The sequence below is a fragment of the Mycobacterium sp. SMC-18 genome, from assembly GCF_045310895.1.
Taxonomy (GTDB): domain Bacteria; phylum Actinomycetota; class Actinomycetes; order Mycobacteriales; family Mycobacteriaceae; genus Mycobacterium.
The window spans coordinates 1-19,571 of the sequence record NZ_JBJIAL010000046.1 but is presented as its reverse complement, the minus strand read 5'-3'; the positions used below and the strand labels follow the sequence as shown (position 1 = coordinate 19,571).

General features: G+C 67.1%; 20 protein-coding genes, 1 tRNA gene and 1 pseudogene. 10 read left to right on the top strand and 12 right to left on the bottom strand.

Going from position 1 to position 19,571, the window contains the following annotated elements; genetic code table 11:
* Positions 1-27 precede the first annotated feature (27 nt).
* Complete coding sequence (locus tag ACJH6J_RS26140; RefSeq protein ID WP_406774203.1) at positions 28-759, top strand: DUF998 domain-containing protein; 732 nt, start codon at positions 28-30, stop codon at positions 757-759.
* On the opposite strand, the gene ACJH6J_RS26135 is transcribed toward ACJH6J_RS26140, so the two are convergent.
* The 6 genes and pseudogenes from ACJH6J_RS26135 to pgm form a co-directional block, all read right to left on the bottom strand.
* Positions 701-2,386 carry a patatin-like phospholipase family protein gene (locus ACJH6J_RS26135; protein ID WP_406774202.1) on the bottom strand — a complete coding sequence of 562 codons (1,686 nt, stop codon included), beginning with the start codon at positions 2,384-2,386 and terminating at the stop codon, positions 701-703. The genes ACJH6J_RS26140 and ACJH6J_RS26135 overlap by 59 nt on opposite strands.
* 70 nt (positions 2,387-2,456) lie before the next feature.
* Entirely contained in the window at positions 2,457-3,332 is an 876-nt protein-coding gene (locus ACJH6J_RS26130) for an alpha/beta hydrolase (RefSeq protein WP_318986052.1), read from the bottom strand.
* Positions 3,333-3,414: 82 nt separating this feature from the next.
* Positions 3,415-3,870: a cyanase gene (cynS, locus tag ACJH6J_RS26125; RefSeq protein WP_318986051.1), complete on the bottom strand. Its 456-nt coding sequence runs from the start codon at positions 3,868-3,870 to the stop codon at positions 3,415-3,417.
* Positions 3,871-3,993: 123 nt separating this feature from the next.
* Positions 3,994-4,066 (bottom strand) — tRNA-Ala (locus ACJH6J_RS26120).
* A gap of 60 nt (positions 4,067-4,126) precedes the next feature.
* Positions 4,127-5,385: pseudogene (locus ACJH6J_RS26115) on the bottom strand (MFS transporter); the annotation flags it as partial.
* Positions 5,382-7,016 carry a phosphoglucomutase (alpha-D-glucose-1,6-bisphosphate-dependent) gene (gene pgm, locus ACJH6J_RS26110; RefSeq protein WP_406774201.1) on the bottom strand — a complete coding sequence of 545 codons (1,635 nt, stop codon included), beginning with the start codon at positions 7,014-7,016 and terminating at the stop codon, positions 5,382-5,384. The gene pgm and the pseudogene ACJH6J_RS26115, both read right to left, overlap by 4 nt.
* A 70-nt stretch (positions 7,017-7,086) precedes the next feature.
* Between pgm and crcB (ACJH6J_RS26105) the strand changes: the two genes are divergently transcribed.
* From crcB (ACJH6J_RS26105) to mbtN, 6 genes are read left to right on the top strand one after another with little or no spacing between them, the layout of a single operon-like run.
* A complete protein-coding gene (crcB, locus tag ACJH6J_RS26105) occupies positions 7,087-7,485 on the top strand; it encodes a fluoride efflux transporter CrcB (RefSeq protein ID WP_226518952.1) in 399 nt (132 codons plus the stop codon).
* Positions 7,482-7,847: a fluoride efflux transporter CrcB gene (gene crcB / locus ACJH6J_RS26100; protein ID WP_318986048.1), complete on the top strand. Its 366-nt coding sequence runs from the start codon at positions 7,482-7,484 to the stop codon at positions 7,845-7,847. The genes crcB (ACJH6J_RS26105) and crcB (ACJH6J_RS26100) overlap by 4 nt, the downstream gene beginning before the upstream one ends.
* Complete coding sequence (locus tag ACJH6J_RS26095) at positions 7,844-8,935, top strand: DUF190 domain-containing protein (protein ID WP_406774200.1); 1,092 nt, start codon at positions 7,844-7,846, stop codon at positions 8,933-8,935. Before crcB (ACJH6J_RS26100) ends, ACJH6J_RS26095 begins: the two co-directional genes overlap by 4 nt.
* Before the next feature lie 47 nt (positions 8,936-8,982).
* Positions 8,983-9,243, top strand: coding sequence for an acyl carrier protein (locus tag ACJH6J_RS26090; protein ID WP_406774199.1), 261 nt, complete (start codon positions 8,983-8,985; stop codon positions 9,241-9,243).
* On the top strand, positions 9,240-10,817 hold the full coding sequence (gene mbtM / locus ACJH6J_RS26085) for a long-chain-fatty acid--ACP ligase MbtM (RefSeq protein WP_406774198.1): 1,578 nt from the start codon (positions 9,240-9,242) through the stop codon (positions 10,815-10,817). Before ACJH6J_RS26090 ends, mbtM begins: the two co-directional genes overlap by 4 nt.
* Complete coding sequence (gene mbtN / locus ACJH6J_RS26080) at positions 10,814-11,983, top strand: mycobactin biosynthesis acyl-ACP dehydrogenase MbtN (protein WP_318986045.1); 1,170 nt, start codon at positions 10,814-10,816, stop codon at positions 11,981-11,983. Before mbtM ends, mbtN begins: the two co-directional genes overlap by 4 nt.
* On the opposite strand, the gene ACJH6J_RS26075 is transcribed toward mbtN, so the two are convergent.
* A complete protein-coding gene (locus ACJH6J_RS26075; protein ID WP_318986044.1) occupies positions 11,973-12,665 on the bottom strand; it encodes a YceI family protein in 693 nt (230 codons plus the stop codon). The two genes, mbtN and ACJH6J_RS26075, sit on opposite strands and share 11 nt — an antisense overlap.
* Before the next feature lie 28 nt (positions 12,666-12,693).
* The gene (locus ACJH6J_RS26070; protein WP_318986043.1) at positions 12,694-13,302 is read right to left on the bottom strand and encodes a GNAT family N-acetyltransferase; all 609 of its coding nucleotides are present in this window, start codon (positions 13,300-13,302) and stop codon (positions 12,694-12,696) included.
* A 240-nt stretch (positions 13,303-13,542) separates the two neighbouring features.
* Here ACJH6J_RS26070 and ACJH6J_RS26065 point away from each other — a divergent pair, with 240 nt between their 5' ends.
* Positions 13,543-13,875, top strand: a complete 333-nt coding sequence (locus ACJH6J_RS26065; RefSeq protein WP_020102663.1) for a hemophore-related protein — start codon at positions 13,543-13,545, stop codon at positions 13,873-13,875.
* Positions 13,876-13,944: 69 nt separating this feature from the next.
* Here the strand turns inward: ACJH6J_RS26065 and ACJH6J_RS26060 are convergent, their stop codons facing one another.
* On the bottom strand, positions 13,945-14,568 hold the full coding sequence (locus ACJH6J_RS26060; protein ID WP_406774197.1) for a TIGR03085 family metal-binding protein: 624 nt from the start codon (positions 14,566-14,568) through the stop codon (positions 13,945-13,947).
* Positions 14,569-14,795: 227 nt separating this feature from the next.
* On the opposite strand from ACJH6J_RS26060, the gene ACJH6J_RS26055 reads away from it, so the two are divergent.
* Positions 14,796-16,232 (top strand): DUF4185 domain-containing protein, encoded by a 1,437-nt coding sequence (locus tag ACJH6J_RS26055; protein WP_406774196.1) that lies wholly within the window; start codon positions 14,796-14,798, stop codon positions 16,230-16,232.
* A gap of 19 nt (positions 16,233-16,251) precedes the next feature.
* Here ACJH6J_RS26055 and ACJH6J_RS26050 read toward each other — a convergent pair whose 3' ends face one another.
* From ACJH6J_RS26050 to ACJH6J_RS26040, 3 genes are all read right to left on the bottom strand, one after another.
* On the bottom strand, positions 16,252-16,998 hold the full coding sequence (locus ACJH6J_RS26050; protein ID WP_406774195.1) for an alpha/beta fold hydrolase: 747 nt from the start codon (positions 16,996-16,998) through the stop codon (positions 16,252-16,254).
* 80 nt (positions 16,999-17,078) lie between these two features.
* A complete protein-coding gene (locus tag ACJH6J_RS26045) occupies positions 17,079-17,696 on the bottom strand; it encodes a hypothetical protein (protein ID WP_212813656.1) in 618 nt (205 codons plus the stop codon).
* Between the two features lie 55 nt (positions 17,697-17,751).
* Positions 17,752-18,774, bottom strand: coding sequence for a linear amide C-N hydrolase (locus ACJH6J_RS26040; RefSeq protein WP_212813654.1), 1,023 nt, complete (start codon positions 18,772-18,774; stop codon positions 17,752-17,754).
* Between the two features lie 197 nt (positions 18,775-18,971).
* Here ACJH6J_RS26040 and ACJH6J_RS26035 point away from each other — a divergent pair, with 197 nt between their 5' ends.
* Positions 18,972-19,475, top strand: coding sequence for an allene oxide cyclase barrel-like domain-containing protein (locus tag ACJH6J_RS26035; RefSeq protein ID WP_212813652.1), 504 nt, complete (start codon positions 18,972-18,974; stop codon positions 19,473-19,475).
* Positions 19,476-19,571: the final 96 nt, after the last annotated feature.

The window sequence follows — 19,571 nt, the reverse complement described above, 5'->3', positions numbered from 1 at the left end:
ACCGGCAGAAGTGGGTATCAGCCAGACATGAATGCCGAGATGATCCAAGATCGCCGCGCGTCGCTGTCGTTCGTCGTCGCGCTCACCGCGCTCGTGGGCGTCTTGGCTTACTGCGACTTCCCAGTGGAGTGGCTGGTCAACTCCCAGCTCAGCCCCCTGCGCTCGTACGTCAGCGAGCTGGCCGTCGCAGGCCAACCGGCGCGTTCGTTCTTCCGGGTGAGTGACGTCGTGGCCGGAGTCGGCTTGATCGCCGTTGCCAATCTGCTGATGCGTTGGCCGCCGACAACGCAGGCGTCGGTCGCGCATCTGTGCGCGATGGTCGCCGGAATCTCGTCGATGGCCGATGGCCTGTGGCCCATGCCGTGCGCGCCATCGATCGACATGAGCTGCCGCGCAAAGGAAGAAGCGATTCACACCACGCAGGTCGTCCAACCCCATACCGCTTCCAGCCTCATCGGGTTCACCGCACTCGTCTGTGCCATCGGCCTCTACGGGGCAGTGCTGACACGTCACCCGGGCTACGGCAGGCTCGGCGCCGCCGGACTCTCTGCTGCAGCCGCGGCTGCCCTCCTCGGCGGTGTCGACGTCGCCATGTGCCTGGCGTCCTCGACGGCCTGGGCCGGGCTGGTGGAGCGGCTACAGATCGGCGTCATATCTGCGTGGCTGGCTGCTCTGGTAATCCGCGCGGCACGTGACGGCGTCACTGTGATCGACGGATGCGGTCCCCCACGGCCGCAACCCGGCGCCGTACCCGAGTGACCCGTGGTACGTACTCGGCCGCGCGCCGGGCACCGTCCAGAATCGTGGTCATCGGCTGCAGCGGTGCGGAGACGCGAATCGGCGTCCGATCGACCTGCGGCGGCTGATTTCCCTGCCACCACACCGGTTCGGTGAGCCGCTGCACGAACGGCACCGAACTCTCCACCGAGGCGTTGCCCCACTCGATCGCGCGATCGATGGCTTCCGGCGCGGCGGCCAACGTGACGGGAGACAGCGTGGGACTGAACCGGATGACGCGGTCGGCGAACGGCGCGTTGCGGACCATCTGCAACTGCAGCGCCTGGGTGATCGGTTGCAGCCAAAGGTGTCTCGGGTTCCATTGCGGGTGGAAGCAGTCCCAGCCGATGTAGCACGCGTTGCGGGTGCCGAGCCGACCGTCCTGAATTCGCTTCCACGCCAGCTCGATCGGGACGTTACTCGCCGCTCCCCCGTCGACCAATGCGGCGACATCCTTCTCCACGAGCAGCTGATCGAGCAGGCCCCACATCCGCGGATCACTCGACTCATGATGCAGAATCCCCGGGATCGCCGACGAAAAGCTCGCGGCGTCAACGACATTGAAGTCGGCCGTCAGATCGTCGCCGCCGAGCACGATCGGCTTGACGACGCGCGAATCGATGAACGCAGCGACCTGCCACAGCCGGTTGACGACGCCGGGCGCGTAGCCAAGCTTGAGGTGCTCGAGCGCGCGCACCCCCATCATCGTGAAATGCGACGGATGGAACTGGCCGGGCAGCCGGTCGAAAGACTGCTTCCGGACCCCGGCGACGACGGTCTCGTACGGGATCGAGAGATCGGTCATCCGCATCGGTTCACCGTCCTCGCGCGTGAACATCTCCTTGGCGAACTCGTTGAACTGCAATGAGAACAGTCCGTTGAGTCCGTGGCGACGACGGGTCCGGGCCGGGGCCAGGACGCCGCGGTAGGTGACGGTCTTCGCCCAGGCGACGTAGTCCTCGATGGGCACCGGCAGCACGCGCGCCATGACGCTGCCGACGATGGCGCCGAACGAGTTGGTCAACATGTACGCGGGCGGCAGCCCCGCCGCGAGCATGCGCTGCATGCCGCCGAGGTAGACGTAGCCGGCGCCGCCCCCGCCGCCCAGCACCGCGACGTAGGTCTTGTAACCGAGTTCGGCGTCGAGTTCGGCCGCGGAGAAGTCATTGCCGTGACGCTCCAGCAGCACCGACCGCTCGTAGTCGACGTCTTCGGCGAAAGTCTCGAGGATCGCCTTCGCGGCATCCAGCCGTTCCTGTGCGGTGGTTCGCCCGCGCAGTGCGTGGTAGAGCGCGTCAATCACCCGGGCACGGAAGCCGGCGATCTCGTCACCGACCGTCACATCGCCACGGCCGCGGGTGCCGCCCGGCCCGGCGGCACCCGGTTCGAACACCGTCAACCGCGCGAAGCTCAAGAGGTAGCGCAGGCGCCGGAACTGCTCGGGGCTGAGCACGTCGGGGCATTCGAGGTCGGCCCGAACCAGCGCGGCTTCCATGTGCTGCAGTGCGAGAGTCGGATTGCTGCCCGGAAGGCCAGGGGGTTCCGCGGCTTCTATCACCGCCAGCTCGGTGGACACGTCGCCGAACGGTACGAGCTCGGGATTCACCATCAGATCATTGTTCGCCACCGGGCATCCGGCCGCGGCGGTTGGGTCGGATTGCCAGAACTGCCCGACAACGTCAACTCTGCCGCGACTCGGCCAGCACGTCCGAGAGCCACTTGATCACCAGATCGGGCTGCTCGTCGATGATGAAGTGACCGCAGTTGGGCACCTCGGTGATGTTCAGATCGTCGGCGTGGTCCTTGAAGCCCTCCAGCAGCGACGGATGCACCGCCACATCGTCGAGACCGAACAGCACCCGCACCGGCATCGCGAGCTTCTGATCGTCGTAGGGACCACGCGCCAGTTTCGCGAACTCCTTGCCGACCATGGCGCGGTAGATCTTGGAGCCCGCGACACGACGGTCCCGATCACGGAAGCAGCTGCGGAAGAAGTCCACCGACTCCTGGGGCATGCCACTGCGGCGGATGAACCACCACAGCGTCGGCGACAGGTGCGACAGCGGCCCGACCACCGGAGCGCCCACGACAAGTTGGTACGCGAGTTTGTGGGCATGCCGTGCGACCCGGCCCGGCTCCTGCCACACCGGCGGGATGTTCAGGATCGCCAGCCGCGTGACGCGCGTCGGCGCCTTCAACGCCACCAGCTGCGCGGTCCAGCCGCCCCAGTCATGACCCACCAGGTCGAAGGTGTCCAGCCCCAGCGCCGTCGCCGCGGCGAGCACGTCGGAGGCGAACTGCTCCTTCTCGTAGCCCTTCGGCGTGACCTCGCTCCAGCCGGCGCCGCGCAGGTCCATGGCGTGCACCCGGTAGCCGGCATCGGCCAGCGCCGGGATGACCTTGTGCCACATGAACCAGTTCTCCGGCCAACCGTGCAGCAGGACGACCGGGCGCCCCGCCTCCGGCCCGGCCACGGCGACGTGAATCTTCACGTCGCCGGCCTGCACGTATTCATGGGTCACGCCATCGACGGTCGGCATGCTGCGCTGAGTCATGCGCGCATCTTACCGCGCGGTAAGTTCGATGATCGAGAGGTGGCGGATTCTTCGATCGGGACGCTGACGCGGTCCGCAGCGATCAGTTCGTCGCCGCGTTCCACTCATAGGGCAGGAACTTCCCGTCGAACGTGATCACCACGCGGTCACCGCCCGGGTGGGGCTTGCGTTGCAGGTCGAGGCTGAAGTTGATGGCGCTCATGATGCCGTCACCGAACTGCTCGTGGATGACCTCCTTGAGCGCTGGACCGTACACCGAGAGCGCTTCGTAGAGCCGGTAGATGGTCGGGTCGGTGGGCACCGCGGTCGGCAACCCGCCGCGCATCGGAACGGCGGCCAGCACGGGAACGACGGACTCGTCGAGACCGAGCAGTGCCACGACCTTGGCGCCCAGTTCGGCCGGCACCGGGTGCTGGCCGAGCAGTGCCGCGATCGTCCACACCAGCGGACGCTCGACCGCATCCGCCAACTGTTGCCACGTCAGGCCTTTCGCCAGGCGCGCGGCGACGATCGCTTCGGTTACTTGATCTCGTGTCATGCGGTACAGCTTCGTGGACCGGTGTTACTGAGGAATTACGAGTTCGGCGCTGCCGCACCAGCAATGCCCGCCCCCGGAAACGAGAAAACCCGCCCTGACCGAAGTCAGAACGGGTTTTACTTGTGGAGCTAAGGGGACTCGAACCCCTGACCCCCACACTGCCAGTGTGGTGCGCTACCAGCTGCGCCATAGCCCCTTAAGTGGTGCCTGATGAAGCTACACCACTGGCACCACGGTCGACAAAACGGCTGGTCAGAGGGACCCTTCCACCGGCTCGTGGCCCAGTGGACAGATCGGGGTCTCCTCTTCGTCACCGGAATGACGCGTTTCCGGGGCCAGCGACCAACACACCGCAGCCGCCAGCAGGATCACCCCGCCGACGCCGAAGGCGGCGGTGAACGACACGTGCTGGGCGATCTGTCCGGCGGCCAGGGAGCCGACGATCGTGCCGAGGTCCGACATCATCTGAAAGGTCGCCACGGCGGTGCCGCCGCGCGCCCGGTTGCCGATGATGTCCGCGACAGCCGCCTGCTGTGGCGAGACGAAGACGCCACTCGCCGCACCCGTCACGAACGCGATCACGAGGAACACCGGCAGCGACGTGGTCCAGCCGAGCAGCGCCGTCGAGGCGGCCGACACCGTCAAGCCGACGATCATCAATTTGCGGCGGCCAACCCGGTCGGACAAGTGCCCGCTGGGAATCACGGCACAGACGTTGCCGATCGCGAACATCGCCAGCACCAGGCCGGCCATGCCCGCGCTGCGGTGCAGCACGTCGACGACGAACAGCGGCACCAGCGCCACCCGCAGGCCCAGCGCCGCCCATCCGGCCGCCAGGTTCGACAGTAGGGCGGCCTGATAGGCACGGTTACGCAGCACGGTTCGCACCGACACCGTCGGCCCGATCACCTCCTCGTCGCGAGCGGCCAGCGTCGAGTTCCGCAGGCTGACGAACACGACGACCGCGGCGACCACCAGCGCCATGCCGTAGATGGCGAACGGCACGGACAGACCCAGCCCCGCAGTCAGGCTGCCGACCACCGGCCCGGCCACGCCACCGATCATGAATGCGCTCGAGAACAACCCGGCCACCCGGCCACGGGCGTCGAACGGCGACAGCCGGATCATCAGCGCCAGCGACGACACCGTGAACATCGCCGAGCCCGCACCACCGAGGGATCGGAACACCAACAGCTGCCAGTAGGTCTCCGCGAACGCGCAGGCCAGCGTCGACAACGCGACGATCAGCAGGCCGGTGAGATAGACGCGCCGCTCACCGAGCTTCTGCACCAACAGGCCGCTGGGCGGCGCGAAGATCAGCCGCATCGCGGCGAACGCGGTGATGACGAACGTCGCCGCGCTGATACTGACACCGAAATTGCGGGCGTACGCCGGCAGTACCGGGGCCACCACGCCGTAGCCGAGTGCGATGACGATGTTGGCGCCGGCCAGCACCCAGATCTCGGCCGGCAGTCGGGTCGGGGTCGGACAGTCGCCCTCCGTTACAGCGCTCACGCTATGACTGTATTCACCACTTCCCGCGCCGCGGCCTGAACCTGCGCCAGATGTTCCGGACCCTTGAACGACTCGGCGTAGATCTTGTAGACGTCCTCTGTTCCCGACGGCCGCGCGGCGAACCAGGCGTTCTCGGTGGTCACCTTGAGCCCGCCCAACGGCGCGCCATTGCCGGGCGCAGTGGTCAGCTTGGCGACGATCGGCTCGCCCGCCAACTCGGTCGCGGTGACCTGCTCGGCCGACAGCTTCGCCAAGCGGGCCTTCTGTTCGCGGCTGGCCGGCGCGTCGATGCGAGCGTAGGTCGGAGCACCGTACTTTTCGGTCAGCTCGGCGTAGCGCTGCGACGGCGACTTACCGGTGACCGCCAGGATCTCCGAGGCCAGCAGTGCCAGGATGATGCCGTCCTTGTCGGTGGTCCAGACGGTCCCGTCCGTGCGCAGGAACGACGCCCCGGCACTCTCCTCGCCGCCGAATCCGATTGTGCCGCTGAGCAATCCATCGACGAACCACTTGAAGCCGACCGGCACCTCCACGAGCTTTCGCCCCAGTCCGGCGACCACCCGGTCGATGATCGACGAGCTGACCGCGGTCTTGCCGACCGCAGTGGAACCCGGCCACCCCGCTCGATGTGTGTAGAGGTAGTCGATGGCCACGGCGAGATAGTGGTTCGGGTTGAGCAGTCCACCATCGGGCGTGACGATGCCGTGCCGGTCGGAGTCCGCGTCGTTGCCGGTGGCGATTTGGTAGCGGTCCCGATTCGCGATCAGTGACGCCATGGCGTTCGGCGAACTGCAGTCCATCCGGATCTTGCCGTCGGTGTCGAGCGTCATGAACCGCCACGTCGCGTCGACCAGAGGGTTGACGACCGTGAGGTCCAACTGATGCCGCTCGGCGATGGCGGCCCAGTAGTCGACGCTGGCACCACCGAGCGGGTCCGCGCCGATGCGCACGCCCTCGGCGCGAATGGCGTGCAGGTCGACCACATTCGGCAGGTCCTCGACATAGGCATTGAGGTAGTCGTGCCGCTCCGTGGAGCCCAGCGCACGGGCCAGCGGTATCCGCTTCACGTCGCGCAGCCCGTCGCGCAGAATCTCGTTGGCGCGCTTGGCAATCACACTCGTGGCATCGGTGTCTGCCGGACCGCCGTTGGGCGGGTTGTATTTGAAGCCACCGTCGCGCGGCGGGTTGTGCGACGGGGTGACGACGATGCCGTCGGCGAGGTCGCCTTCACGGCCGCGGTTGAAGGTCAGGATCGCGTGACTGACCGCCGGCGTCGGAGTGTAGCGGTCGGCCGCGTCGATCATCGCGACGACCTCGTTGCCGGCCAGCACCTCGAGCGCCGTGACCCAGGCCGGCTCGGACAGGGCGTGCGTGTCACGTCCGATGAACAACGGTCCGGTGATGCCCTGCGCGGCGCGATACTCGACGATCGCCTGTGTGGTGGCCAGGATGTGCGGCTCGTTGAACGCCGCGTCCAGGCTCGAACCGCGGTGGCCCGACGTACCGAAGACCACCTGCTGGTCGACGTTCTCAGGATCGGGCGCCACGGTGTAGTAGGCGGTGACCACGTGGGCCACGTCGATCAGGTCATCTGGCTGGGCCGGTTGGCCGGCGCGCGGGTTGGCCGTCATGGCCTCGATTCTGCTACCGCTTCTCCCCCGGTGTGCACCGGTCGGCGTTCGGCCACCATACTTTTGCCCTATGTTCGGCCACGACAACCGAGAATTGGCCGCCGTCTTCGTCGGGGGCGCCATCGGCACCGTCGCGCGCGCCGCACTCGCCGTCTTCGCTGCACCCCATCCCGCGCACTGGCCCTGGCCGACGTTCGTCGTCAACATCGTCGGCGCTTTCCTGCTCGGCTACTTCACCACCCGGCTGCTGGAGCGGTTGCCGGTGTCGAGTTACCAGCGCCCCCTGCTCGGCACGGGCGTGTGCGGTGGCCTGACCACATTCAGCACCATGCAGGTCGAGACGGTGCGGATGCTCCAGCACGGCGCCTACGGACTGGCCGCGGGCTACACGGTGGCCAGCATCGTCGCCGGACTGGCCGCGGTGTACCTGGCCACGGTCCTGGTGCGACGGGTTCGGGTGCGGGCATGACGGCGGTCATCTGGCTGGGCGTCGCGCTGATCGGTGGCGTGGGAGCCGTGTCGCGGTTCCTCGTGGACCGCGCGGTGTCGAAACGCAAGAGCAGCAGCTTCCCGTTCGGCACCTTCGTGGTGAACCTCAGTGGCGCCTGGCTGCTCGGCTTCTTCGGCGGCCTGGCGCTGAGTCCCAACGTCGCACTGCTGGCCGGCACCGCGTTCGTCGGCGCCTACACGACGTTCTCGACGTGGATGCTGGAGACACAACGCCTCGGCGAGGAGCGACAGGTCTGGTTCGCCCTGGCCAACATCGTGGCGAGCGTGGTGCTGGGCCTGGCCGCCGCGGCGCTGGGAATCTGGATGGGTGGCCTGCTGTGAGCGAAGCAGCGGACTACCTGAAACTCACGACGTATTTCGGTGAGCGGCAACGTATTTCCGGCCGGTTCCTGGCCGAGGAGCTGCTCGACCTGTACGCCGCCGAGAACGTCGCCACCAGCGTGGTGCTGCGCGGCATCGCGGGATTCGGGCCGCGGCACCAGCTGCGCACCGACCAGACCTTGAGTCAGTCCGAGGACCTGCCGGTCGCCATCGCCGCTGTGGACACCGCCGACAAGATCGCCGCACTGGCCGAGCAAACAGCGGAACTGACGACGCGCGGACTGGTCACGCTCGAACGCGCTCGCCTGCTCACCACCGCAAAGGCCGGCGCGAGCTCATTCCCGTCGCTTCGCTCGCCCCACCACACCAAGCTCACCGTCTATGTCGGCCGCCAGCACCGGATCGCTGGCCGGCCGGCCCACATCGCGGTGTGCGACCTGCTCCACCGGAACGGATTCGCCTGCGCCTCGGTCTTTCTCGGAGTCGATGGCACGGTCCGTGGCCGCCGTGAGCGCGCCCGCTTCCTGAACCGCAACCTGGACGTTCCCGTCATGATCATCGCGGTCGGCGACGGCGACCGCGCCGCCGCGGTCCTGCCGGAGCTGGAGCGGCTGCTGCCCGACCCGTTGGTGACGGTCGAGCGGGCCGAGCTCTGCAAGCAGGCGGGGGCACTACTGGCCCGCCCGGGTGCGCTTCCGGCGTACGACGCCGACGGAACTCCGTTGTGGCAGAAGCTCATGGTGTACACCACCGAGGACACGCTGCACGGCGGCGAGCCGGTGCACCGCGAGATCGTGCGCCGCCTGCGCGGCATCGAGGCCAGCCGCGGCGTCACCGTCCTGCGCGGTATCTGGGGCTTCCATGACCGGCGCAAGCCGCATGGCGACAGACTGTTTCAGCTCGGCCGTCAGGTTCCCGTCACGACCATCGTGGTCGATACTCCGGAAAACATCTCTACCGCTTTCGATCTCATCGATGAAGTGACCGCCGAGCACGGAGTGGTCACCTGCGAACGCGTGCCGGCGTTGGTCTCCATCGACAACGGAAACCGGGACGGCGGTACCAGTCTGGGCCACTTCATTGCCTAGAAGGTAAGCCTAGCCTAAACCCCTTCGGTCGACTACGGTCCCTCGACATGGAGACAACTGAATCGGTAAGCACTGGCTTGGCCAAGATCATGCGGGACGACATGGGCGTGGACATCAAACGCGTCACCCGCGAATCACGGCTCATCAACGATGTCGGTTTGGACTCGGTGGCATTCGCCGTGGGCATGGTCGCAATCGAAGACCGCTTCGGCGTCGCACTGTCCGAGGAAGACCTGCTCAGCAGCGAAACCGTCGGCGACCTCGAAGACGCGATCGCCGCGAAACTCCCTACCGCCCAACGCTCATGAGCGCCTCCAGCCTCGCCTCCGCCCTGTCCGCGGTGATGACGCGGTCCACGCGCGACCTGGTGACGCTCGATCCGAAAACCGCTGACTGGCAACGGCATCCCTGGCAGGAGGTGCACGCCCGGGCCGAGAACGTCGCCGCACACATCGACGGACAAAGCCGCATCGGGCTGGTCGGCGAGCCCACGGCGGAATTCCTGGCAGCCATCTACGGCGCGATCTTCGCCGGCGCCGCAGTGTCCATCCTGCCCGGGCCGGTACGCGGCGCCGACACGGCCACCTGGGCCGCCACCACCCTGAACAGGTTCGCCGGTATCGGCATCGGCACAGTGCTGAGCCACGGCAAGCATCTCGACCTGTTGCGCACGGGCGCCACCGATGTGGAACTGCACGACGTCAATACCGTTGCCCACGAACGTCGTTCGACAACCTTCGTACCTTCTCGCACCGCCGACTTCGGCATCCTGCAGGGCACGGCGGGATCGACCGGCACGCCCCGCACGGCGCAGATCCCCGCGGACGCGGCGTTGGCGAACCTGCGTGGACTGGTCGCGCGGATCAATGTCACCGACGCCGATCGTGGACATTCGTGGCTGCCGATCTACCACGACATGGGCCTGGCGTTCATGCTCACCATGACACTCGGCGGCGGCGAGCTGTGGCAGGCGCCGACCACCGCGTTCTCCGCGTCGCCGTTCAACTGGCTCAAGTGGTTGACCGAGAGCAAGGCAACCATGACCGCGGCGCCCAACATGGCGTTCGGGCTGCTCGGCAAGTACGCCCGCCTGGTCACCGATGTCGACCTGGGCGCACTGAGATTCGCTCTCAACGGCGGCGAACCCGTCGACTGCTACGGCACCGATCGGTTCGCGACCGAGATGGCCAAGTTCGGCTTCGACGCGAACGCCCTGTGCCCGTCGTACGGGCTCGCCGAATCAACCTGTGCGGTAACCGTTCCCGCCCCGGGTGGCGGACTGCGGTGCGACGATGTCACCGTGTCGATCGACGGCGACACCGCGGTGCGCAGGTACGCGGTGCTCGGCCGGCCCATCGACGGCATGGAAGTCCGCATTGCCCCCACCGACGTGCCCCACGAGCTCACCGGACGCGAAGTGGGCGAAGTACAGGTGCGCGGCACCTCGATGATGGCGGGCTATCTCGGACAGGACCGCATCGATCGCGAAGAATGGTTCGCCACGGGCGATCTCGGCTACTTCACCGCCGACGGCCTGGTGGTGTGCGGCCGGCGCAAAGAACTCATCACCGTGGCCGGACGCAACATCTTCCCCACCGAGGTCGAGCAGGTGGCCGCCCGCGCCGACGGCGTGCGCGAGGGCGCCGTCGTGGCGGTGGGCACCGAGGGCTCCGGCGCCCGACAGGGTTTGGTGATCGCCGCGGAGTTCAAGGGCGACGACGAGTCGACCGCCCGCAGCCAAGTGGTGTCCCTGGTCGCCTCCGAGTGCGGCATCGTGCCGGCAGACGTGGTGTTCCTCAAACCGGGCGCCCTGCCGCGAACCTCGTCGGGGAAACTCCGTCGCCTCGAGGTCCGACGCACCCTGGAAACGGTGGGATCATGACCACGGTCGAGTCGTGCACCATCGAGGCCTATCGCGAACTGCTGGGCGAGGTCTTCGACGACCGGGTCCGCGACTGGACCGCGGAAGCCGAAGAAACCGACCGCTTTCCGCGCAAGCTCATCGAATACCTGGGCCGGTCAGAGGTTTTCGCCGCCAAGTGGGGCGATAGCCAACATCCGGACGTGGCAAAAGTGTTCGCCCTCGCCGGGGAGTTGGGCAAGCTCGGATCCGCGGGAATCGGCGTCGGGGTGAGCCTGCACGACTCGGCCATCGCCATCCTGCGCAGGTTCGGCAAGTCCGACTATCTGCGCGATATCACCGAGCAGGCCATCCGGGGCGATGCCGTATTGTGCATCGGCGCGTCGGAAGAGTCCGGAGGTTCCGATCTGCAGATCGTCGAGACCGAAGTCGTCTCCGCGCGTGGCGGTTTCGAGGTCCGCGGCACCAAGAAGTTCGTGTCGCTGTCGCCCATCGCCGATCACATCATGGTGGTCGCCCGGAGCGTCGACCATGATCCGGAGAGCCGCCACGGCAGCGTCGTCGTGATCTCCGTGCCGACGGCGCAGGTCGAGGTACGCACGCCCTATCGCAAGGTGGGCGCCGGGCCCCTCGATACCGCGGCGGTCCATATCGACACCTGGGTGCCGGCCGACGCTCTGGTGGCGCGGGCGGGTACCGGCCTGGCCGCCATCTCCTGGGGACTGGCGCAGGAGCGGCTTTCCGTCGCCGGTCAGATCGAGGCCAACTGCCGCAGGATCATCGGAATCACGTTGGCCCGCATGATGAAACGGCGCCAGTTCGGCCATACCTTGTACGAGCATCAAGCATTGCGGATGCGACTGGCCGACCTGCACGCGCGGGTCGATCTGCTGCGCTACGGCCTGGCGGGCCTGGCCGCGCAGGGGCGCATGGATCTGCGTGCGGCCGCGGCCATCAAGGTCACCGCGGCGAGGCTCGGTGTCGAGGTCGTCGACGAATGCATGCACATCTTCGGCGGGGCCGGATATCTGGTGGACGAGACACCGTTGGGCCGGTGGTGGCGCGACATGAAGCTCGCCCGGGTCGGCGGCGGCACCGACGAGGTGCTCTGGGAGCTCGTGGCGGCGGGAATGCGGCCCGACTACGAGGGATACGACGCGGTGACGTCGTCACCGTTCATCGCTTGACCAGATTCACCAGGAACTCGATGGTGACGATGGGATCGACGGCGAGCAGTCCCACCGGTGGCGCCGGCGGGACGATGCCGTAGTCGGCGAAGGTGACGGGGATTTGGCCCACGGCCACAACCCCGTTGCCCGACCGCTGCACATCCAGCCGTACCGCGACCTGGCGGGCGACGCCCTTGAGCGTCAGCTGCGCCGAAACCTCCATTGTCGTGGGCATGCCGTCGCCGGAGACCGACGACAGATCGACCGGATCGAGGACCGCGAGTTTGGCCGTCGGGAACTTGGCGGCATCCATCACGTCGGTGCCGCGGAACCTGTCGTCGCGGCCGCGGTGCGGCGACTGCATGGTTGCCACGTCGACGACGAAGCTCGCCGCCTGCAGCGTGCCACCGGTAACCGTGGCGTCACCCCTGACCGAGTTGGTCCGTCCGGTCACGGTCACGGTTTCCCACAGCAGTTGTTGCCGGGCGCGGTAACCCGCCTGGGAACGGTTGGCCTCGTCGTCGGGGCCCGCGGCAACGATCCATTTACCGTCGAGGTTCGTGCTGGCCGGACGGTGCGTGGACGGCAGGCTCAGGGCCGGCGCCGGTGCGCCTTCCATCTGGGTTCGGTAGAACCACGGTCCCGCGCACACCCCCACAACGGCGAGCACTGCCAGCAACAGCAGAAGCCTTTTTGCCACTCCCTCTATATACAGGGCGGGTTCGGCGTCAGCTGGATGGGCGCGCCAACGCGTACAGCGCCATCCTGCGGTTGGCCATGTCATGTTCGCCGAGGAATTCGGCGCCGCCATGCTCGACGAGCCGTCGCGCGCCGGTGTTGCGATGGTCGGGATCGAACATCACCCGACGGCACGACGGCACCAGTTCGAACAGACTCGCCAACACCTGGGGCATCAACAGCGGTCCCAGCCCACGATTGACGAAGCGCTCGTCCGCGATCGCGGCGTGCAGCCCCAGATCGTAGGGATCGGCATCGTATCGAGGCGCGATGGAATCCTTGGCGGCCCAATACAGCTCCAGGTAGCCCATGGCCTTGTCCTGGTAGCTGACCAGTAGCGGCCGCGAGTACTCACCGTCGAGTTGCGCCTGCAGGTGCCGCCGCCACCACTCGGGCGGTCGGTCGTACTCCCAGGCCTCCGCCAGATGCGGCCGGTTCATCCATTCGGACAGCATCTCGGCGTCGGCATCGGCGTCGACAAGGCGCACCGCCCACGGGCTTGCCAGCCGCGGCACGGGTGGTGCGCCCACCGCTCGCACTTCAGCGGACAGTGAGGTCAACTCGCGCGGTAGCACCGGCCCCTGATCAATCTCGGTCATTTCAGCGGGGAGCCTACCCGATTTTGTTTAGGTTAGGTTTGCCTACATCAGGGTGTCGGCACCTGGTCGATTACCTGCCCACCGGACCGTCACCGCTACGGCCGCCGACACATCCAGAACCCGTGCGGACTGCTTGTTCGGACGCTGTAACGCTCAGCCACAGACGGTCGATAGAACTGCTAACGTAGTCATCAATCACTTTGGTCGCATCGGTTAGCTGGTGCGGGAGGGGAATACACAATGTCTTTCACCACTCGGATGATGGTCGGCGCGGGCTCGGCACTGGTCGCTGTCATGGCCAGCGGCGCAGTCGCCACCGCTCAGCCGGACCCCACCCCGATCATGTACTCGACCTGCACCTACCCGCAGGTGATCGCCGCTCTGACCGCCCTCGACCCGGGTGCGGCCGCCGAGCTGCAGGCGAACCCGATCGGCGTCGGTTACCTGCACCAGCTGATCGCCTCCGGTCCGCAGCAGCGCAAGGCCCTGATCACGCGGGCGTACAACACCCCGGGTGCCGCTCAGTACACCGACCTGGTGCTGAACGTGGCCAACACCTGCAACAACTTCTGAGCAGAAGCCAACTCGACGCGGCTCGATCCTTCGGGATCGAGCCGCGTTGTGCTTTCTGGACGCTGAACGTCAGAATCCGCGGTTCGAACCCCGGACCGCGGCGACGGCGTCGTCAGGTCCGGTGAAGGCCACCTGAGCCGGGCCGCGGCCTGCCGCGAAGAGCAGCAGCTCGCCGGGCGCGCCGGTCACCGTCACCTCGGCGCCGCGGCCGGCCGCGGCCAGGCGGCGACCGTCCGGTGTCACCAGCACGATCCGCGCCGGGGCGTTCTTGATCCCCATGCGCGCCATGGTCGCGACCTGCCCCGCCAACGCGGACACCAGCCGGTCGTCGAGCTCCCGCGGCTCCCACGTCGGCTGGGCCCGGCGCACGTCCTCGTTGTGAATGAACATCTCGGCCACGTTGACGAACGGGTCGAGCAGCTTGAACGGCGAGTACAGCGGCGGGCCCGCCGCAATCATGTCGACCAGCTTCTCCCAGTCGGTGGATGCGGTCACCTGCGCCTGTACTCGTTCGGTGTAGCCGGCCAGTTGCGGCACCAGAATTCCGGGCGCAGCGTCGAGCCGACGTTCCCGTACCACCAGGTGCGCGGCCAGATCACGAGCGGTCCAGCCCTCGCACAACGTGGGTGCATCGGGGCCGTGCTCGCGGAGGGATTCGACGAGTGCGGCGCGTTCCCGTTGGGCGACAGTCATGGCTGGAGTCTAGGTCGGCCGACGCTCAGGCGGCGCGGCACCAGCGCTGCGTTCAGGCTGCGACGCGGGTCACCTTCGCCAGGCAAACGCCAGGTGAACGATCGCGACGTGGTTACAGATGGGTACCCATCCGCACAGCGGGGGCCTCAACAGCCTCATTGCTAACTATGGTCACAACAGCCCCTCGCTGGCGTCCGAGCGCCGCCTGCCATCCGAAAGGTGTGACCGTGTCGCCGCGTCCTCGCATTGCATCGGTGGCTTTGACGGCTGCCGTCGTTCTCGGTGGAGCAGTCGGCATCGCGCCGCCGCGCGCAGCCGCCGAACCGTGCACCGGCCCGAATGCGGGCGTCCTGCCGCCGAACGGCGTGCCCTCGAGCGGCGTCATGCGGCCGCCATCGGGCGGCCACCGACCGAGCAACGCGAACGACAAGGCCCCGCTGCCGACCCTGGGCAAGTTGTCCCGGTCGCTGCTCAGCGCCTTCACCCAGGGCACCGTGCAACAGCAGGCCGGCGTACTGCCCGGCAAGCCCCGCGTGCCGCAGCCGCCGGTCCAACCGCGCGCGGCACAACCCGCCCCCGCCGCGGCGCAACCTCAGCCCGGAGCGGAGCCGGCGCCCGCCATCGACGCGGGCACCACGTCGTTGGTGGGCTGGGTGACCGGCGACCAGAGCGCGGGTGGCGACACCCTGCAGCGGTTCGGCATCTCCGGCACCGACCTCGGCATCATGTGGGACAACGGCGACCCGGTGAACAACCAGGTGCTGATGATGTTCGGGGACACCTACGGCTACTGCGCCACCCCGAATCAGCAATGGCGCTACAACACCATGTTCCGCACCAACGACCGCACGTTGTCGCACGGCATCCACATCCCACCCGGCTCGGTGACCAACCCCTATTCGGGCTCACCCGAGTGGCAGCCGAATCTGGCCAAGCAGACCATCCCGACCATCCGGTGGGCGCCTGTCGAGAAGGGCATCATCCCGACTTCCGGTGTCTCCGTGGGCAAGACGCAGTACGCCAGCTTCATGTCGATCAAGAACTGGGACAGCGCCGGCGCGTGGACGACGAACTACTCGGCGATCGCCGTCTCCAACGACAACGGCCAGAACTGGGGTGTGTACCCCAGCAGCGTCCGGCCGATGGCACCCGACAGTGTGCCGCGCGTGGCGTACCTGCCGGGGAACGAGAACTTCCAGCAGGGCGCCTTCCTGAAGGGCAGCGACGGCTACATCTATTCCTACGGAACCCCTTCTGGCCGAGTCGGAAACGCCTACGTGTCCCGGGTGCCCCAGAACCTGTTGCCGGACATGAGCAAGTACGAATACTGGAACAACGAGAGCCAGTCGTGGGTGCCCAACAACCCCGCTGCGGCCTCGCCGATCATTCCCGGCCCGGTCGGTGAGATGTCGGTGCAGTACAACACCTATCTCAAGCAATACCTGGTGATGTACTGCAACAACTTGTCCGACGTGGTGATCCGTACCGCCCCGACGCCGCAAGGGCCTTGGGGCCCAGAGCAATTGGTGGTGTCGTCGCAGCAGTTCCCGGGTGGGGTCTACGCGCCGTACCTGCACCCGTGGTCCACCGGTCGGGACCTGTACTTCACGCTGTCGCTGTGGTCGGCGTACAACGTGATGCTGCTGCACACCGTACTGCCCTGAGCCGGTTGGGTTTTGGCGTTCAGTCGAGCGTGGCCCAGAATTCGGTGAGCGCGGCCGCGCCGCGCGCCGGGTCCTGTAACATCCACCAGTGCCCGAGCCCGTTGAGCACCGTGGTGCGTGCGCCCGCGCGTTCGGCTGCGCGGTAACGGATTTCGTCGGAGTCGATGTACGGGTCATCGGTGGCCAGCAGCGCAAGGCCCGGCCTGGCCCGCAACGTCTCGATGTGACGCCCGGCCTCCGCCATCGCGGGTTGGCGCGCCGAGCGGTACAGCGCCAGGATCGCCCGGCCCATCTCCGGGCCCTGCGCAGCGGCGAGGGCCGTCGCGACATCCAGCGGCATGCCCAGGGCGACCATCTGGGAGGCACGGTCCTCGACGCTGCCGCCGAGCATCGTTTCGACCAGCTGCTCGCCCTCCCCCGGCGTCTGCCACACCTGGGCCAGGTCGTGCCAGACGTAGTCCGGGTCAAGTATCCCGACGACGTCTGTCACCCAACTGCGGACGAGTTCGGGCCGGTGCATGACGGCAGTCAGGACGTGGCCGCCGCCCCAGTCGTGGCCGACGAGGTCGACCGGCTCCCCGATGGCGTCCAGCTCGGCCTCGAGCCAGTCCCGGTACGCGAGGTAGGTGGCCGAGAAGTCGGCGGGCAGCGGAGCACCGAATCCCGGTGGCGACAAGCGCACCACGTCGTCGCGACCGATCGCATCGACCAACGGTCCCCAGATCGCATCGGTCTCCGGGTTGCCATGCACCAGAACGACGGTCATGAGGCCATCCTGGCACTGGCGCGATCGTCATCGCCACGAATTCGTCAATGGCGTCGGTACTCGAGCAGTTGCCGCGATGTCTAGGTTCTCGGTGGCGCGGTGGCCGCCGGGCCCAACAGATCGGCGCTGTTGTTCGACGAGGTACGCCGCCACCGCCCGTACAGCGGCAACTCGCGCAACGACTCCCCGCCCACGGACCACCGTCGAGCGACGAATCGCAGGACCGTCCGCACATAGCGGTTCGTCTCTGAGTACCAACGCCATTCGTACAGCCGGCCGGCCTGCAGCCAGTGCGCGAGCGGCTCGGATTCGACGCCCTGCAGGTACGGCCGGACCCAGGTGACAACCACCCACGTCTGCGCGGCCGCAGCGTCGGGAAGCCGGAAGGTCCAGTCGATCGGATCGTCGCCGGCAATCATGGTGTGGCGCAACGCCGGTGGTGGTGGTGCCGCGCCTTCGGGCCTACCGAACAGCTGCACCGTCACGTTGTGAAACACCGCGGGCCCACCGACCTCGAACCGCACGCGGTAGGTGTCATCGGCCACGGCGTCGCGGTGCACGGTGAACGCCGCCAGCCCGCCGACGGCGACATAGCGCGCGAACACCAGGCCGCTGACGGCCATCACAACGCGGCGCACCGCCAGCAGCACCGTTAACGTCGCGACGGTCAGCGCGACGACACCCCACACGAGGTCCATCCGGACAGCGTGTCAGAGCGTCAACGGCACGTCATGGCAATAGCGGACGTGCCGGTCAATCCGCCGTGTTCGCCTTCTCGAGTTCGCGCAGTAGTGGCAACGACAGGAAGGTCATGGGCCCTACGTCCTTGAACTTGCTGCTGACGTTTCCCGCGATACCGCCCTCGACGGCGAGGTCGCCGATCAGATCGAGTTTGAGCTGCGGGCTGCCCACACTGAAGTCGAGGTCCGCCAGGTCGACCCACACGATGTTGGGACGCGTGGTGGATTCGTAGACGTAGCGCCGGTTGGTGAGGTCCATGACCACCTGCCAGATGGTCTGCGACGCGTCGGGCTTGCCCGGATCCGGTATCCGGAAGGGTTGGGCGGCGTTGCGGATCACCGAGAACATGCTCGCGATCGCTTCGACCTGACCGGACGGAGTGGGCAGCCGGCCGACGTAATAGCTGGCGCGCGCGAACCTGTCGGACGCCAACGTGGAACCCGGCAGCGGCTCCGAACCGCCCAGGCCCTCGAATTTCTTCACCAGCTCGAGCTGCTGATCAAAGGTGGGCGAGTTCGTCATCACCCGAAAATCCTTGCTGTGGTAGACCTTCGGCCGGCCGTCGAGGTACTCGATGATCGCCGAGTCGCCGGTGGCGTCGTCGAGTGCCAGATGAATCGTGGGCGGGTCGCCACCGGTGGGGTCGTCCAGTTGGACCACCTGCACGTCGGTCTCGTCGATCCACGCGACGGCCTCGGCCACGGTCGCGAAGTTGTCGAGGAAGTACTGCAGCCAGATCGCCTGGCTCAACTGGGTCCGGGTGTCATCCGGTGTGCCGTAGGTGGATTCGGCCAGCCACAGCACGTGCCCGGCCAGTCCGGCTTCGTTGATGCCGTCCACCGAGATGATGTCGAAGGCGGTCGCGATCACGCTGCCGAACTTCGAGGTCCAGGTGAGCTTGCCGGTGACGCCGTCGTCACGGCTCACGCCGCGCGGCTGCTTCCACAGGTTGGTCATGAGGTCGCGGTGGAAGTCCATGTTGCGGCCGACCAGGACCGCATCGCCTGCGTCAGGCCAGATGACTCGAGTGCACATCGGAGCAAGCCTAACTTTGCCCGCGCGCGTCGAATGCTGAATCGTTTGCTATCAATTGCCCGCCGCGCGTGGGATGCTCAGCAGGCAACTGTTCCTCACAGGGAACTCGCAGCTGATTGCATGGGTGAGGAGGTCTCGCCGGTCAGCCGATGGTTTGCGGACATCGGTAGCTATTCACCCCTCCGAGCGGAAGCGACATGAACATGTTGCGTACTACGACGGCCGTGCTGATCCCGGTCCTGCTGCTGACGATGTCCTGTTCCTCCGGAGGAAATGGGAAGGACCCGGCATCGGCGGTCACGACGCTGCATTTCTACGAGCACGACACCGGGCAGACCAGCGTGGATCTCGGAACCCCCGGCGAGGGTCCCGGCGACCAGTTCATCTTCTCCGGCGACGTTATCGATCGCCAGGGTGGCACGACGCTCGGGCGGACGGCAGGAGTGTGCACAACCGTCAGCGGCGATGCCACGGCAGGTGACGTCTCGTGCACCGAGACCTTCATCCTCGAGGGTGGTCAGATTTCGATCCAGATGCTGGCCGACCGCGCCGCCGTGTTCAGCAAGGGCGAAACCCTGCCTGTCTCGATCGTCGGAGGCAGCGGCAAGTACAGCAAGGCCCGCGGTGACGGCACCGCGCAAGTACCGCCCGAGGTGCCGAATCAGACCGATGCCAACTTCGTGCTGAACGTGACGAACTGAGCGCCGCGACGCGCGAGCACTAGGAGTCTGCTGAATTAATCGGTGTGGCGGCCGGGGTTGACCTGGGATTTCGCTGATAATTGGTGGGTGCAGGGT